Here is a 15,535-nt window from a genome sequence, read left to right on the forward strand (position 1 = left end):
CGTCGAACCGTGTGCGCCGGCCTTCTGGCCACGGTGTCGTTGCTGGGCGGCCGCCCAGCGCCTGCCGCCGTGAACGCCGACGCGGCTCCGTCGCCGCCGGCCATCCTGCCGACGCTGCCGCGCTTCGCCCTCGGCGCCGCCGACAGCGCCGGCCAGTTCGACGGGCCGGTTGGCGTGGCGCTCGGCGAGCGCGGAACGGTCTTCGTGGCCGATGCGGACAACCACCGCATCCAGCGCTTCGATGCATCCGGCGCTTTCCAGCTGGCGTTCGGCAGCCGCGGCGACGGCGAGGGGCAGTTCGTGCAGCCGATGGGGGTCGCCGTGGCGCCGGACGGCACCGTCGTCGTGGCCGACAGCGGCAACGACCGGCTGCAGCGGTTCACGGCCGACGGGACGTTCCTTGCGGCCGTCGGCCGGCGCGGGACGGCGGCGGGCGAGTTCAAGCAGCCGGCCGCCGTCGCGGTCCGGCCCGACGGCACCGTCGTCGTGGCCGACACCGGCAACGACCGGCTGCAGCTCTTCACGGCGGACGGCACGTTCGTGGCTGTGTGGGGCCGGAACGGCCGGGGGCTCGGCGAGCTGCGCTCGCCCTACGGGGTGGCCGCGGCGCCGGACGGCAGCGTCTGGGTGGCCGACACGTTCAACCACCGCCTGCAGCGCGTGTCGTCCACCGGCGAATGGATCGAGGTGTTCGGCCGTGAGGGAACGGACCTCGGCGCGTTCAGTTTCCCGGTCGGCATCGCCGTGGGGAGCGACGGGGCGTTGGTCGTGGCCGACCGGGACAACCATCGGCTGCAGCGGTTCGGGCCGGACGGTGCGATCCGATCACCATGGGGCGGTCCCGGGCGCGGCAACGGCCAGTTCCTGCTTCCGTGGGGCGTCGCGCTGGCCGCCGACGGTTCGGTCTTCGTCGTCGAGAATGGGAACCGGCGCGTCCAGCGGTTCGATGCCGACGGGCGATTCCTCGGCACGTGGGGTGCGCCAGGCACCGGCGAGGGGCAGTTCAACAGCCCGGCCGGCATCGCCGTTCGTCCCGACGGAACGGTGTACGTGGCCGACACCGAGAACCACCGCATCCAATTCTTCAGTCCGGAAGGCTACTACCTCGGCGCGATCGGGAGCTTCGGCAGCGCGCCCGGCCAGTTCCGATCGCCCGGCGGGACCGCGCTCGGCCCGGACGGTTCCCTCTTCGTGGCCGATACCCTCAACCACCGCGTGCAGCATTTCAGCGCCGTCGGACAGGTGCTGGCGGTCTGGGGCGCATACGGCGGGGGGCCGGGCGAGTTCGACAGCCCCGAGGGGGTGGCCGTCGCCGCCGACGGCACGATCTTCGTCGCCGATACGGGCAACCACCGCGTCCAGCGCTTCCAGGCCGATGGCCGTCCGCTGGGCGAGTGGGGCGCGCCGGGCGACGGCGCCGGGCAGTTCAACAGCCCGAGCGGAATCGCCATCGCGCCGGACGGGCGGGTGTACGTCGCCGACGCGCGGAACCACCGCGTCCAGTGGTTCGACGCGGGCGGTGCGTTTCTCGGCCAGGTCGGGGCATACGGCCGCGACGACGGGCAGTTCGCCCGCCCGCGCGCCGTCGCCGTCGGCATCGACGGCCGGGTGTATGTGGCCGACACGCTGAACCACCGCGTCCAGATCCTGGGCGCCGACGGTGCGGTGGTCGGCGGGTTCGGCGAGCGCGGCGGCGACTACGGCCAGCTCGACGGGCCGCAGGGCATCGCCGTCACACCGGACGGTGCGATCTTCGTGGCGGATACCGGCAACGACCGCGTCCAGCGGTTGGGTCAGACCGGGCGACTGCTCGGCATCGTCGGCGTCTCGCGCATGCAGGAGGGACGGTTCAACGGACCCGAGGGCCTCGACGTCGCCGCCGACGGGCGGCTGTACGTGGCCGACACGGGCAACGACCGGATCCAGCGCTTCTCGGCCAACGGCGCGTTCGAGCTGGCGTTCGGGTCGAGCGGCGACGGGCGCGGTCGGTTCCTTGCGCCGAGCGACCTGGCGATCGACGCGGGCGGCACGGTGTTCGTGGCCGACCTCGGCAACCACCGCGTGCAGCGCTTCGATTCGGACGGCGTGTTCGAGACGAGTTGGGGCGGCCAGGGCCGTGGTCCCGGCCAGTTCGTCGGGCCGGCGGGCGTCGCGGTGGCGCCGGATGGATCGGTGTACGTCACCGATCGCGGCAACCACCGCGTGCAGCATTTCACCCGCGATGGCGGATTCCTGGCCGCGTGGGGCATGAACGGCCGGGCGCTCGGCGAGTTCCGTTCGCCGCAGGGCATTGCCGTCGCGGCCGACGGTACGGTGTTCGTGTCCGACCTGCTCAACCATCGCATCGTGTCGTTCACCCCGGACGGCACGCCGCGCGTGGAGTGGGGCACGATCGGCAGCGACCCGGGCCAGTTCGTCTGGCCGACGGACGTTGCGGTGACGCCTGATGGTCTGGTTTGCGTCACGGACGACGGCCTGACGGGCGATACGAACGACCGCATCCAGTGCTTCACGGGCGATGGCGACTTCGTCGGGTATTGGAGCGGGCCGGGCGGCGGCGATTCCGAGCTCCAGAACCCGGAAGGCATCGCTTTCGGACCGAGCGGTGCGTGGGTGGCCGACCTGATGGCCCACCGCGTCATCGGGTTCGGCCCGACGCCGCTCGAACCGTGGCGGATCGAGTTCTTCGGCAACCGCTGGCTGACCGAGCGCCCGCTCGCCGTCGTCGGAGCGGAGGCCATCGACCTCGACTGGGGGATGTCCGCGCCGGGCGATGCGCTGCCGGTGGATGGGTTCGGGCTGCGGGCAAGCCGCGACGTCCTGCTTCCGGCCGGCCTTTCGCGCCTCGTCCTCGACGGGCGCGGCGGTGCGCGACTCTGGCTCGACGACGATCTGCTGCTCGACACGTGGACGACGCCGCCCGACGGGCCGTCCGTGGCGCACGCCGAAGTGCCCGCCGCCGGTCGCCACCGGGTCCGTCTCGAATACCACGACCTGGACGGGCCGGCGAGCGTGCGCCTGATGATCGACGGCATCGCTGCGCCGTCTCGTGTCTGGCTGCCCATCGCCTGGCGGAGCCGCTGACCGCGCGGCGAGTGATCCTCGACGCGCATCCTGGCGCGGGCGTGTCGCCCAACTTGGCGCGGGTGTGTCGCAAATCGGTCGCCGTTGACCTTCTCGGACCGAGCGCAGCTCGTACGCTGTGGGCATGTTCAGCGTACTCGCCGCCGCCGTCGTAATCAGCGCGGTCTTCGCGGACGGCTTCGCGCCCGACGAGGGCGATGAGGCGGTCCAGATATGGAACGTCGGCGCGCGCGGCGTCGATCTGAGCGGCTACCGCCTCGCGGACGCGTCCGGCGACGCGGTCTTTCCCGCCGGCGCGCACTTGGCGGCGGGCGATCGATGGTGGCTGGCGCGCGACGCGTCGGCGTTTGCCCGCACGTTCGGCGAGGCGCCTGACTGGGCGTGGACCTCGTCCCCGCCGGACGCCTGGCCGGTCGGCCGAAATCGGGCGAGCGGCGTGGTTGGCCAGCTGGTGGTGCGAACGGCACCGCCGCGCCTGGCGAACGGCGGCGACACGATCCGGCTCGTCGCGCCGCAGGGCGGCTACGACGACGTCGTGCGCTATGCCATGACGACGGAGACGGACTCGGTCGGCGCCGCCGCGTCGGCGGGCTGGCGTGGCCCGGCGGTCGTCCCGTACCGCGTGACGGGGGTAGGCGCCGGCGCCCAGGTGCTCTATCGCAAGCTCGATCCGCTCCTCGGCCTGCCGGTCACGGACACGGACGGTGCGGCCGACTGGGCGTCCGACCCCGATGACGATGCGCTAGGCGGTCGCGTTCGCCTACCGGGCTGGGACCTCGAAGACCGCGTCGTGCCCGTCCGCGTGCCGGTGCGCACGGTCCGTGTCGACGAGGACGGACCGACGCTGGCCGACGGCGCCCTCGAGCTGGCGGTGGCGCCGGATGCGCTCCTGCCGTTCCTGCGTCGCCATTTGGCTGCCGCCCGCTTGTCCATCGACATCGCAGCCTACACGTTCGACAATGCCGATCTGGCCGACGTCGTCGCCGCGCAGGCGAAGCGCGGGGTGAGCGTCCGCGTCATGGTGGACGGTTCTCCTGTCGGCGGCCATCCGCCGGAACAGCGCTGGTGTCTGGCCCGAATCGCGGCCGCCGGTGGGGACGTTCGGTTCATGGACCAGGGGGGCGATGTCCGGCCGCGCTACCGCAGCTTCCACGCCAAGGTGATCGTCGTCGACGGGCGCGTCGTGCTGATCGGCACCGAGAACCCGGGCCTCGGCGCTGCGCCCGCCCCCGGCCGGCCGGGCCGCCGTGGCGCGTATCTGGCCACGGCGTTGCCCGATGTGGCGGCATGGGCCAATGACCTCATCGCGCGCGACCTCGATCCCTCACACCATGCGGACGTCCGGCCGTACCAGCCCGCCGATCCGGTGCGCGGCGCACCGGCCGCGGACTACGCCCCGCCGCGGCCGGCGGACGTTTCGGGCAGCTATACCCCCGTCGCGCCGGATCCGGTGCTGCTGACCGACGTGACCGGTCTGACGCTGCTCACCGCCCCGGAGAACATCCTGCATCCGACGGCGGGCCTGTTGGCGCTCGTCGAGCGCGCCGGACCGGGCGATGGGGTGCGCGTGGCGCAGCTGCGGGAGCCGTGGTCGTGGGGCACTGCGGCATCGACGATGATCGTTGCCGGCGATGACTCGCCCGTTGCACCACCGACGAACCCACGCGTGGCCGCCTACCTGGGCGCCGCCCGCCGCGGCGCCCGCGTGCGCATCCTGCTCGACGGCCGATTCGACGATGCCGCGTCCCCGGACGGCAACTGGGCCACCGCGGCGCGCCTGAACGCCGTCGCCCGTGCCGAGCACCTCGACTTGGAGGCGCGCCTGGCCAACCCGGCCGGGGGCGGGCTGCACGCCAAGATCGTCCTCGTCAGGCTGGCCGCGGGCCGCGACGTCGGGGCGCTGCGCGCGGCGCACTGGGTGCACCTGGGCAGCTGGAACGGGACCGAGGTCTCGGCCAAGGCAAACCGGGAGGCGGCGGTGCAGTTCGAATCGGCGGGCGGGCACGCGTTCCTGGCGCGGGTGTTCGATGCGGACTGGGCGGGGGCGGCGGGGATGCGGGTTTGGGTGCCTTGGGTGGGGCGGTGAGGGGTCAGGGGGTGGAGGTGGTGGGGGTGGGAACTGTCGGGCGGAGGTGATGGTCGCGCAGGACGTACGGGAAGTAGGGGCGTCGTCGGGTTGGGGTTGGTGTTGGGGAAGGCGTTGGTGTTGGGGAAGGCGTTGGTGTTGGCGACACCAATGGTTCACGCGTCGCAGAGTCGTCGAACGTCAACTCGATCGCGTGATACGCTTCATATGCTATGGCACTAGCTCCCCGCCGTTCGGCCTTGTACCAGAACACGATTCCATCTTGACTGCGGTTGTCAACGCCCTCGATCTGTAGGTCTAGATACTCGAAAGGCCTCAGTGCGGCCCGCCCAGGGACTTCCTGCATTGCCCCTGGGATCCTGTCGGCGTCGTTCGTCAGGTCCTCTAGCTTGATCCCGGCACCTCTTGGGACGAGCTTATAGAATCGCTGGATGATTACCTCTTCCATGGACATGTTCTGAATTCGGGCGAGAATGGTCGGCGGGTCGGAATCGGGGCCTTGTTGCGCCGCAAGCGGCAATGAGATCGCCGGAACGATCTCAAGCGGCAGCCGTGGCGTGCGCGTGGGAGTGGCGGTAGGCGTGTATGCAGGCGTGAGCCACTGTGCAAGGGTGGACGCCTCAATGGTGGCCTCGACAGTTGCTCCCGCACTGTCGACGCCGGTCCATTTGCCCCTAACCTCGTTCGGCTGATAGTTCGGGGCCAACTTGTAGCCAAAGTGAGCCGTCGTATTGGATAGGACGGTTCGCCCGGTTGCACTGTTGTTCCAGGCAATGATGGTGTCGTTGCACGTATCAGCTGGCGGGCAGACAGGCATGGCATAGCCTGCAGGGACAGGCAAATTACTGGTATCCGTAGTGAACGGATTGTCCTCGCCGTTGTAGGCCTCAATGACCTGACCCGCGCTGACCTTGTAGAGCCTGTACGTCCACCCGGTCCCGCCCAGCCCGTTGGGCAGGGTGTTCAATACCGTGTGGTTTGAGAACGACCCTCCTGTCCCGAGAGTCCGCGCTACTCCCCGCATGCGGTCTGGTACGGCGTTGGATGCGGATCCCGGCGGGAGCCGCAAGGCGAGGACGAGGCTGCCTGCAACAAGGCCGCAGGTGAGCCACACCACGGCAGGAAGCGACGGGCGCATCGGCTTTGTCATGTCTGAAGTTCCTCCCTATAGTGCAAGCAGCGACCCCGGTCAGTATTCCACGGTTCTCGGACTAGGCAAGCCGTCCATGTCGCTGTTCCAGAGCACCACATTCGCCTTTCTGTTCACCGATATTGAAGGCAGCACCGGTCTGTGGGAGCACTTGGCCGAGGCCATGGCGCGCGCTCTCGACAGGCACGACGCGATCGTGCGTGACGCAATAGAGTCGCATGGCGGCAAGGTGTTCAAGACCGTCGGCGACGGCTTTTGCAGCGTCTTCGGTGACGCGAGGGACGCAGCCGAGGCGGCTGCAGCAGCGCAGCGGGCGCTGCAGGCCGAGCCCTGGCAGGCGCTTGATGCGCGGATCGGGCCGCTGCGAGTGCGGATGGCCATCCACGTTGGCCCGGCCATCGAGCGTGCGGGCGACCTGTATGGGCCAACGCTGAACCAGACGGCACGGCTCCTGGGCGCCGGCCACGGCGGGCAGATCCTGACATCGCTCGTTGCACAGCAGATGATCCGTGGGCGGCTCGGGGATGGTCTCGAGCTGGTGGATCACGGTCACCACTCGCTCCGTGATCTACGGTACAGCGAGCACATCTTCGAGATCGTCGTCGCCGGCCTGCCGCGCGAACAGCGCCCGCTACGCGTTGCGGACGCCGAGCCGCGTGACAACCCACTGATTGTGACTTCCTCGGACGAGCCCTCGGCCGACCGCGACGCGATGGACGCGCCGACGATCATCGCGCGCCTGCTACACGGAATCAGGGGGTCCGACGCCAACGGCGCGGCGTTGGGCTTGTCCCAGGCCGAGGCCCACATGTTGGCCCATCATGTACCCCACAACCTCACCGCCTACCGGTTGACCCGGCTGGCCGAGTGGTCATTGCCGCAGTATCAACTCGACCGCCGCTTCGTTTCGCTGTCGCTCCTCGTTGATCTCGGGGAGGAGTCACGGGGAATGCGCTGGCTGGCCGAGCCTCAGCGCTTCGACGATCTTGCCGACATCCTCGACACGACCCTCCATCCGGCGTTCGTCGTCCTCGGAGCTCCGGGCGGCGGCAAGAGCACGCTGTTGCGTCACCTTGAGCTGACTCTGAACGCGCGCGCGCTGCGGGACGAGACGGATGTGGTGACGTGGTACGTCCCGCTCAACCAGTTCCGATTGTCCGGCGAGGATCCGGAACCGGAGGCGATCGAGCGGTGGTTCGAGGCACGGTGGCGCGATCGATACCCTGCCCTCCCGCCGTTGGCCGAGATCCGCCGCCAAGGGCGGCTGGTTCTGCTGCTGGACGGCTTGAACGAAATCCCGCACAAGGATGCGGCCGAGTACCGCCGTCTGGTCATCGCGTGGCGCCACTTCGTCCATGTGATCCTCGGCGGCCGGCCGGGGAACCGCGCCGTGTTCAGCTGCCGCGGCCTCGACTACAGCGCGCCGCTGTCCAGCCCGACGTTGCGTGTGCCGCAGGTCGTCATCGAAGCATTGGACAGCGAGCGGATTCAGGAGTTTCTGGAGCGGTATTGCCCCCAGCATGCAACACAGCTTTGGGAGGTGCTGCGAACGACGCCGCAGGTGGAGTCGCTCTGCACGCCCTATCTGCTGCGTATGCTCGTTGATCAGGTCGAGATGACCGGCGAGATCCCTCGCGGCCGGGCAGCCCTCTTCACCGGCTTCGTCCGACTCGCCCTCGAGCGTGAGATCATGCTCGTCAACCCGCTGCTTGGGCCGAACGAACTGCTCACGGAGCGCGACCATCGCCAGATCGTGCAAGGTGGACCATGGGAATCGCCGTATGCGCTGCCCGTTCGTGGCCGGCTGCTCGAGGCGCTGAGTCGCTTGGCCTTCACCATTCATGCCCGCACCTCGGATGTCGAGGCATCGCAAGTGGTGGTTGACCTCGACACGGCTTGCCGCCTCATCGACAGTCCTGACGGGCCACACATTCTCGAGGCGGCCGAGGCGCTCGGGTTGCTCGGCGAGGTCACGGCGCGCGACGAAGTCTCGTTCGTCCATCAATTGCTGCAGGAGTACTTCGCCGCTCGTCAGGTTGCACGTGAGCCAGATGTCCAGTTGGCATGGACGGAGTGGCGCGCCGATTCAGTAGCGGTGCCGTTGCGCGATGCGATCGACGAGCTGGCGCCCGCCGACCCGTTGCCGCTGCTTCCCGGAAGTCGGTGGGATGAGGTCATGTTGATGGCGTGTCCGATGGCGGTTGATCCGGACGCCTTCATCCGAGAACTATTGGGCGTCAACCTTGCATTGGCTGGCCGCTGCGCAGGAGCGGGCGAGGCTGTGCTCACAACAGAAACGCGGACTCTCGTCGCGCAGACCCTGCGACGTCGACGAGATGACCCCACGACCGATCTCCGTGCTCGGATTGAGGTGGCGTTGCGTCTGGGTGAACTCGGCGATCCGATGTTCGAACCCCACCGCAGCCCTGACGGACGGTTCGTTCTTCCGCCTATGATCACTGTTCCTGCGACCATGTACACCGTCGGACACGACGGGCAACCTCCCGGCGAGGCGCTACCTGTGCAGAAGATTGAACTGCCGGCTTTCTCTCTCGGGTGCTACCCCGTAACGAATGCCGAGTATGCCTTGTTCATCAGCGCCGGTGGCTACGAGGATGACCGCTGGTGGGTATCCGACGAGGCCAAGGCATGGCATCGCGGCGAAGGTACAGGAGAACCTGCCCGACAACGTGAATGGCAGTTCTTCACTTGGTTTCACTCGGATTCGGAAGTCTTGCAGGGATTCTACCGCGCCGGCTACGTGACCCAGCCGTTCTACGAACGTTGGCAACGATGGTTGACGCTCGATGAGCCCGCGTTCCGCACCGAGATGGAGGAAATGTACCCTGACCGCCCGATTCGTGTGCCGTTTCGCTGGGAAGATGATGGACTCAGTGCCGCATTCCAACCGGTGATCGGCGTCACCTATTACGAGGCTCTGGCGTATTGCGCTTGGCTGGCCAAGTGTTCGGGGGTGCCGTTCAGGTTACCCTCCGAGGTCGAGTGGGAGGCTGCTGCTCGAGGACCAGAAGGTAGATGCTACGCCTGGGGCGACACATTTGACATCAATCGATGCAATGCCGTGGAGACCCACGTTCGACGTACCACACCCGTGGGTGCGTTTCCTGGTGGCGGGACACCCGAGGGTATCTTGGACCTGACAGGCAACGTCTTCGAATGGACGGATACCTTGTTTGCAGCTGTGGATCGACACGTGCAGGTCGAAGCTCGTCGGGCAGATCTTGGCCACACGACTCGTTCGGAGACCTCATCACAGAGGCGGGTGATCCGAGGCGGTTCATGGGGCCAAGACCAGAATCAACTGCAGACCTGGCGCCGAATTGGTGAGTTGCCCGCGGCATATGGTGACAATCAGGGCTTCCGCCTGGCACTCTCCCTCCCGTAACGTACCCTGGTTCCCGCTACGGACAAGGCCGAATCCGCCCCGCGATCTGCCGATAGATCCCCTCCAGATCCTCCCCGTCCGGCGCGAAGAAGAAGTCCTCCGGCGACGAAGCCGCGTCCCGGAGCAGCTGCTTGAACACGTCGTCCTCCTCGCCGAGCCCGATCGTGAACAGCCGTGCGCCGGTGGCCTTCAGCGCCGCGGCGGCCGCGAGCACGGTGTCCTCCTGTTTGCCTCCCCCCTCGGGCGTCGGGACGCGGTTGGGCAGGCCGTCCGTCAGGAGGATCACCGTGCCGTGGTTCTCGGGTGTCCGCGGCCCGCGCGCCATCGCCGCCCCGGCTTCCGCCAGCGCGAGGTCGAGGCGCGTTCCCTCGGCGATCTTGTCCAACAGCCGGTCCAGCGCCGTCTCGACGTCCGCCGGCCGGTCGCTGAACGCCAGCGACGTCCACGCCGTGTCGTTGAAGCCGACGACCGCCGCCGTGTCCTCGCGCGCCCAGCCGTCCGGCTCGAAGTCCAGCTGGCGGACGAACGTCTTGGCGGCCTCGATCGCCGCCGCGTGCTTCGTGCGCCCGGCGCGCGTCGTGCGGTACATCGAGGTGCTCATGTCCAGGGCGAGCACGACGTCCGTGTGGACGAACTCGGGCACGCACGGCGTCGGCCGGGGCGCCTTCGGGCGGTCGCAGTAGATGAACACGTCCGCGATCTGGGCGTAGATCCCGGCCAGGTCCTCGGGCTGCGGCGCATAGTGGTAGGCCCACGGCTCGGAGGCGGCGGCGATCATCAGCCGCGGGTAGATGTCCCGCGTCGTGCCGAGGCCGATCGTGAAGAGCATCGTCCCCCGATCCTTGGCCGCCGTCGCCGCCGCGAGGACGGTGTCCTCCTGGCGGCCGCCGGACGGAGGCGTCGGCACCCTGTTCGGCAGGCCGTCCGTCAGGAGGATCATGACCGGCAGGTTCGCCTTCACCCGCCCCGGCCCCTCCAGCGGCCGCTGGCCCTCGGTCAGCGCGAGGTCGAGCCGTGTCCCCTCGGCGGTCTTCGTTCGCAATCCCTCGAGCACCGCCAGCACCTCGTCCCGATCGTTCGTCAGCCCCGCCTCCGTCCACGCCGTGTCGTTGAAGCCGACGACCGCCACGTTGTCGTGCCGCCCGAGCGCGTCGGGTGTCAGCTCGAGCAGGTCGACGAACGTCTTGGCCGCATCGATCGCCGCCTCGTTCTTCGGCACGCCGCCCGGCACGACGGGCCGCAGCATCGACGTCGATCGGTCGAGCACGAGGACGACGTCGACGTACTGGCGCTTGGGCAGGCAGATCGTCTCGCCTTGCGGGAGGTAGATCCGGTAGCGGTCCGGTGTCGAGGTGCCTGTGGGCGTTGACGTGGGCGTTGCGCTCGGCACGGCGGACGGCGACGGGGTGTCGGACGGGGCGGGGGTCTCGGTCGGCGTCGGGGTTCCATCCGGCGTTATTCCCGACGTCGGCGTCGTCGTCGGTGTGGCGATGCGCTCCGCGCACAGCAACTCGAGGTCGCCCAGCCCCATGGCCTTGCCGTGCGGCCCGCTGTGCGTCCGCGCGTTGTAGACGATCTCCTCGCGCGCCACGTCGCGGCCGGTGCCGTTGTCGAACCAGACCGCGCCGGCGGATACGGCGCCGATGTTCGTCCCGAACGGGTTGCCCCGAATGGGATCGATGGCCGTGGAGACGACGACGTCCCGGCTGATAAGCTGGGCGAGACCGCCCAGCACGATCTCGTCGTGGATCGGCGCGAGGTCGTCGTGCGCGTAGGCGTCGTGTGTGCCCGGCGGGAGCAGCCAGCCGCCGGCGCCGTCGGGCTCGAGGCGCAGCACGTCCCCGGCGGCCACGCGGTAGTACTCGGTCAGCGACGGGCCCGTGTCGACCCACCGGTCGCGCAGTCCCAGGATCATCCGACCGTCGGCGTCGAACTCGATGTCACTGACCAGCGGGTGCGGGTACTCCTTCGTCTCGCGCCCGCGATCGTCGTTCTGCGGCCACGGGTTCCAGTCGGGGTGCTTGCCGCGCGGGTAGTCGAGCGGCACACGGGCGACGAGGGTCATCCCGCTGCCGTCGAACGCGGAGCGGTAGACGTACGCCGCCAGATCGACGGCGCTCCGGCTGCGTTCCGCGGAGTGGACGACACCGTGGTAGAGCGCGCCGTCGTGCACGGCCAACCCGAACGGGCGGGCGTCGTCGGCCCACGGCTCGGCCGCGGCGCCGTGGGCGAAGTGGTCGATCGGCCGGCCCGTGGCCACGTCCAGTCGGTCGATCCGCCGCTCGGCGAGGTTCGCTGCAAAGAGCACGGCGCCGTCCGGGCTCAGGTCGATGTCGCCGAGGCCGGTCTTGCCCGCGTACGCGCGGCCCCGCTCGTCGGGCTGGTAGTTGCCGTCCCGATCGTGCATGTCGCGTCCCGCATCCGGCACGCGACCGAGCGGCTCGGCGTCCCCGCCGTCCAGCGGCACACGGTAGATGCCGCCGGGACCCAGCGGACCCAGCGCCGTGTTGCGCTTGTGGAACGCCCCGACGTAGACGCTGGCACGGTACGGATCGTACGCCACGCCGTACGTCGTGCCGACCTTGCGCATGTCCGTCAGCTCGACGTGTGCGTCCGAATCATCGTTCGGCGTGTCGTGAAACGCGACGACGGCCGGCTCGGCGTCGAACGTCTGCCCGCGCGCGAACAGCGTCGTGACGAGCCACGGGTCGGGGGACGCGCAGTCGCGGGGCGGCAAGGCGTCGTGCGGCGCGACCGTCGGGCGCGCGGGCGCGCCGAGGGCGGTGGTACCGACGATGACCACGCCGACGAGAGACGCGGCGCTCAGCCCGCCGCGGGCCGTGAACGGACGGGACCGATCGGCCTTCATCGTGCGCCCCCAGTCGATTCGTTGTTCCCCGCTTCTACCCCTTCCTAACGCGCCGATGCGGTCAAGTGCGACAACGGCACCATTCCCGCTACGGACAAGGCCGAATCCGCCCCGCAATCTGCCGATAAATCCCCTCCAGATCCTCCCCGTCCGGCGCGAAGAAGAAGTCCTCCGGCGACGAAGCGGCATCCCGGAGCAGCTGCTTGAACACGTCGTCCTCCTCGCCGAGCCCGATCGTGAACAGCCGTGCGCCGGTGGCCTTCAGCGCCGCGGCGGCCGCGAGCACGGTGTCCTCCTGTTTGCCTCCCCCCTCGGGCGTCGGGACGCGGTTGGGCAGGCCGTCCGTCAGGAGGATCACCGTGCCGTGGTTCTCGGGTGTCCGCGGCCCGCGCGCCATCGCCGCCCCGGCTTCCGCCAGCGCGAGGTCGAGGCGCGTTCCCTCGGCGATCTTGTCCAACAGCCGGTCCAGCGCCGTCTCGACGTCCGCCGGCCGGTCGCTGAACGCCAGCGACGTCCACGCCGTGTCGTTGAAGCCGACGACCGCCGCCGTGTCCTCGCGCGCCCAGCCGTCCGGCTCGAAGTCCAGTTGGCGGACGAACGCCTTGGCGGCCTCGATCGCCGCCGCGTGCTTCGTGCGCCCGGCGCGCGTCGTGCGGTACATCGACGTGCTCATGTCCAGGGCGAGCACGACGTCCGTGTGGACGAACTCGGGCACGCAGGGCGTCGGCCGCGGTGCCTTCGGGCGGTCGCAGTAGATGAACACGTCCGCGATCTGGGCGTAGATCCCGGCCAGGTCCTCGGGCTGCGGCGCATAGTGGTAGGCCCACGGCTCGGAGGCGGCGGCGATCATCAGCCGCGGGTAGATGTCCCGCGTCGTGCCGAGGCCGATCGTGAAGAGCATCGTCCCCCGATCCTTGGCCGCCGTCGCCGCCGCCAGCACGGTGTCCTCCTGCCGCCCGCCCGCCGTCGGCGTCGGGACGCGGTTGGGCAGGCCGTCCGTCAGGAGGATCATGACCGGCAGGTTCGCCTTCACCCGCCCCGGCCCCTCCAGCGGCCGCTGGCCCTCGGTCAGCGCGAGGTCGAGGCGTGTCCCCTCGGCGGTCTTGGACCGCAAACCCTCGAGCACCGCCAGCACCTCGTCCCGATCGTTCGTCAGCCCCGCCTCCGTCCACGCCGTGTCGTTGAAGCCGACGACCGCCACGTTGTCGTGCCGCCCGAGCGCGTCGGGCGTCAGCTCGAGCAGGTCGACGAACACCTTGGCCGCGTCGATCGCCGCCTCGTTCTTCGGCACGCCGCCCGGCACGACGGGCCGCAGCATCGACGTCGAGCGGTCCAGCACGAGGACGACGTCGACGTACTGGCGCTTGGGCAGGCAGATCGTCTCGCCCTGCGGGAGGTAGATCCGGTAGCGGTCCGGCGTCGACGTGCGTGTCGGCGTCTCCGTCGGGGTCGCGCTCGGCACGACCGACGGGGACGGCGTCTCGGTGGGCGTCGGGGTCTCCGTCGGCGCGGTGTTCGTCGGCGTCGGCGTCGGCGGCGTGAAGCAGACCTGCTCGGCGTCGCCGAGGCCCTGCATCTTGCCCTGCGGACCCTCGTGGCGCAGGCGGTTGTAGAGCAGCTCCTCGCGGGCGATGTCGCCCCCCGTCGCGTTGTCGAACCACACGGCGCCGTCCGAGTAGCCGCGGAACGGGTTGATGGCCGTCGAGACGACGACGTCGCGGCCCATCAGCTGCGTCAGGCCGCCGTCGGTGATCTCGGCGAAGTCGTTGTTCGCGCCGGGCTGGGCCAGGTCGTCGCCCGTGTAGAACTCGCCCTTGGTCAGGTCCTCGACCTCCCAGGTGAGCGCGCCCGTCTTGCGCGCCAGGACGACGTCGCCGGACGCCCGCCGATAGACCTCGGTCAGCGACGGCCCGGTGTCGATGTAGCGGTCGCGGAACCCAAGGATCATGTCGCCGGCCCGGTTGAACTCGATGTCCGTCAGCAGGGGCAGCGGATATTCCTGGCGCCGCCAGCCCTGATCGTCGTCTTCGGGCCACGGGCGCCAGCCCTGGGTGTTCGGGCCGCGGTCGTAGCCCATGAACAGGCTGGCCACCTTCCGCATCGCCGTGCCGTCGGGCTTGGAAGCGAAGACATACGCCCAGAGCGCGGTATCGCTCTGCCCTTTGCGCTGGCTGTTCACCACGCCGTGGAACAGCCAACCATCGCGCACGGCCAGCGCGAACGGACGCGCCTCACGGCGCCAGGCCTGGCTGTCGCCGCCGCTGAAGAAGCTGCCGAGCAGCTTGCCGGTGCCCACGTCGTAGCGATAGATCTTCTTGTCGTACAGGTTCATGACGAACAGCGTCTTGCCGTCGTCGGACAGGTCGATGTCGCCGAGGCTCGTCTCCGACACCGGATTGCGTCCGCGGTCGTCCGGCTGGTAGTTGTTCGTGTCGTCGTGGATGTTGCTCCCGGCATTCGGCACCGTCCACAGCGGCGTGACGTCGGAGCGGGCCACGTGGATGCCGTAGATCCCCCCTGGGCCGAGCGGTCCGTAGTGCGTGTTCCGCTTGTGGTATGCCGCGGCGTACAGCACGTCGCGCTGGGCATCGTACGCCAGGCCCCACAGCGACCCGACCTGTCCGATCGTGGCCACCGGGTAGTGGGCGGTGTCGTCGGGTGAGTCGCGGAAGAGGACGACCGCCGGCTCGTCCTCGAACGTCGTTCCGCGCGCGAAGCACGTCGTGGCGATGAACGGGTTGGGGTCGAAGCAGCTGGTGGGCGGCGTCGGCAGCGCCGGTGCGTCCTGCGCGCCGAGCCCGCGCGCGAGGGCGATTCCGCCGAGCGCGGCGCCCGCGACGAACGCAACCGTTCGTCGACCCGGTCCGGCGGGCAGGCGGGGCAAGCGGCGGGAGGAGGTCAATCGGAGGCGGAGCACAGTACCCTCCCAACATCGTCGCG

General features: G+C 69.6%; 6 protein-coding genes. 3 read left to right on the forward strand and 3 right to left on the reverse strand.

What is annotated here, in order from left to right; genetic code table 11:
• Positions 1 to 9: 9 nt before the first annotated feature.
• A complete protein-coding gene (locus tag IPG72_00490) occupies positions 10 to 3,084 on the forward strand; it encodes a hypothetical protein (protein MBK6767521.1) in 3,075 nt (1,024 codons plus the stop codon).
• A 124-nt stretch (positions 3,085 to 3,208) separates the two neighbouring features.
• Complete coding sequence (locus tag IPG72_00495) at positions 3,209 to 5,170, forward strand: lamin tail domain-containing protein (GenBank protein MBK6767522.1); 1,962 nt, start codon at positions 3,209 to 3,211, stop codon at positions 5,168 to 5,170.
• Between the two features lie 4 nt (positions 5,171 to 5,174).
• On the opposite strand, the gene IPG72_00500 is transcribed toward IPG72_00495, so the two are convergent.
• A complete protein-coding gene (locus tag IPG72_00500; GenBank protein ID MBK6767523.1) occupies positions 5,175 to 6,320 on the reverse strand; it encodes a hypothetical protein in 1,146 nt (381 codons plus the stop codon).
• Here IPG72_00500 and IPG72_00505 point away from each other — a divergent pair.
• Positions 6,274 to 9,726, forward strand: coding sequence for an SUMF1/EgtB/PvdO family nonheme iron enzyme (locus IPG72_00505; GenBank protein ID MBK6767524.1), 3,453 nt, complete (start codon positions 6,274 to 6,276; stop codon positions 9,724 to 9,726). The genes IPG72_00500 and IPG72_00505 overlap by 47 nt on opposite strands.
• 16 nt (positions 9,727 to 9,742) lie before the next feature.
• On the opposite strand, the gene IPG72_00510 is transcribed toward IPG72_00505, so the two are convergent.
• Together IPG72_00510 and IPG72_00515 are read right to left on the reverse strand one after the other, a co-directional pair.
• Positions 9,743 to 12,595, reverse strand: a complete 2,853-nt coding sequence (locus IPG72_00510) for a VWA domain-containing protein (GenBank protein MBK6767525.1) — start codon at positions 12,593 to 12,595, stop codon at positions 9,743 to 9,745.
• An 88-nt stretch (positions 12,596 to 12,683) separates the two neighbouring features.
• Positions 12,684 to 15,512, reverse strand: a complete 2,829-nt coding sequence (locus IPG72_00515) for a VWA domain-containing protein (GenBank protein MBK6767526.1) — start codon at positions 15,510 to 15,512, stop codon at positions 12,684 to 12,686.
• Between the last annotated feature and the right edge of the window lie 23 nt (positions 15,513 to 15,535).

Source organism: Candidatus Avedoeria danica, assembly GCA_016703025.1.
Classification (GTDB): domain Bacteria; phylum Chloroflexota; class Anaerolineae; order Epilineales; family Epilineaceae; genus Avedoeria; species Avedoeria danica.

Bases quoted from the DNA above. Each gene is read 5' to 3' on its own strand.
- IPG72_00495 (MBK6767522.1), top strand. From the start codon at position 3,209: ATGTTCAGCGTACTCGCCGCCGCCGTCGTAATCAGCGCGGTCTTCGCG.
- IPG72_00500 (MBK6767523.1), bottom strand. From the start codon at position 6,320: ATGACAAAGCCGATGCGCCCGTCGCTTCCTGCCGTGGTGTGGCTCACC.
- IPG72_00510 (MBK6767525.1), bottom strand. From the start codon at position 12,595: ATGAAGGCCGATCGGTCCCGTCCGTTCACGGCCCGCGGCGGGCTGAGC.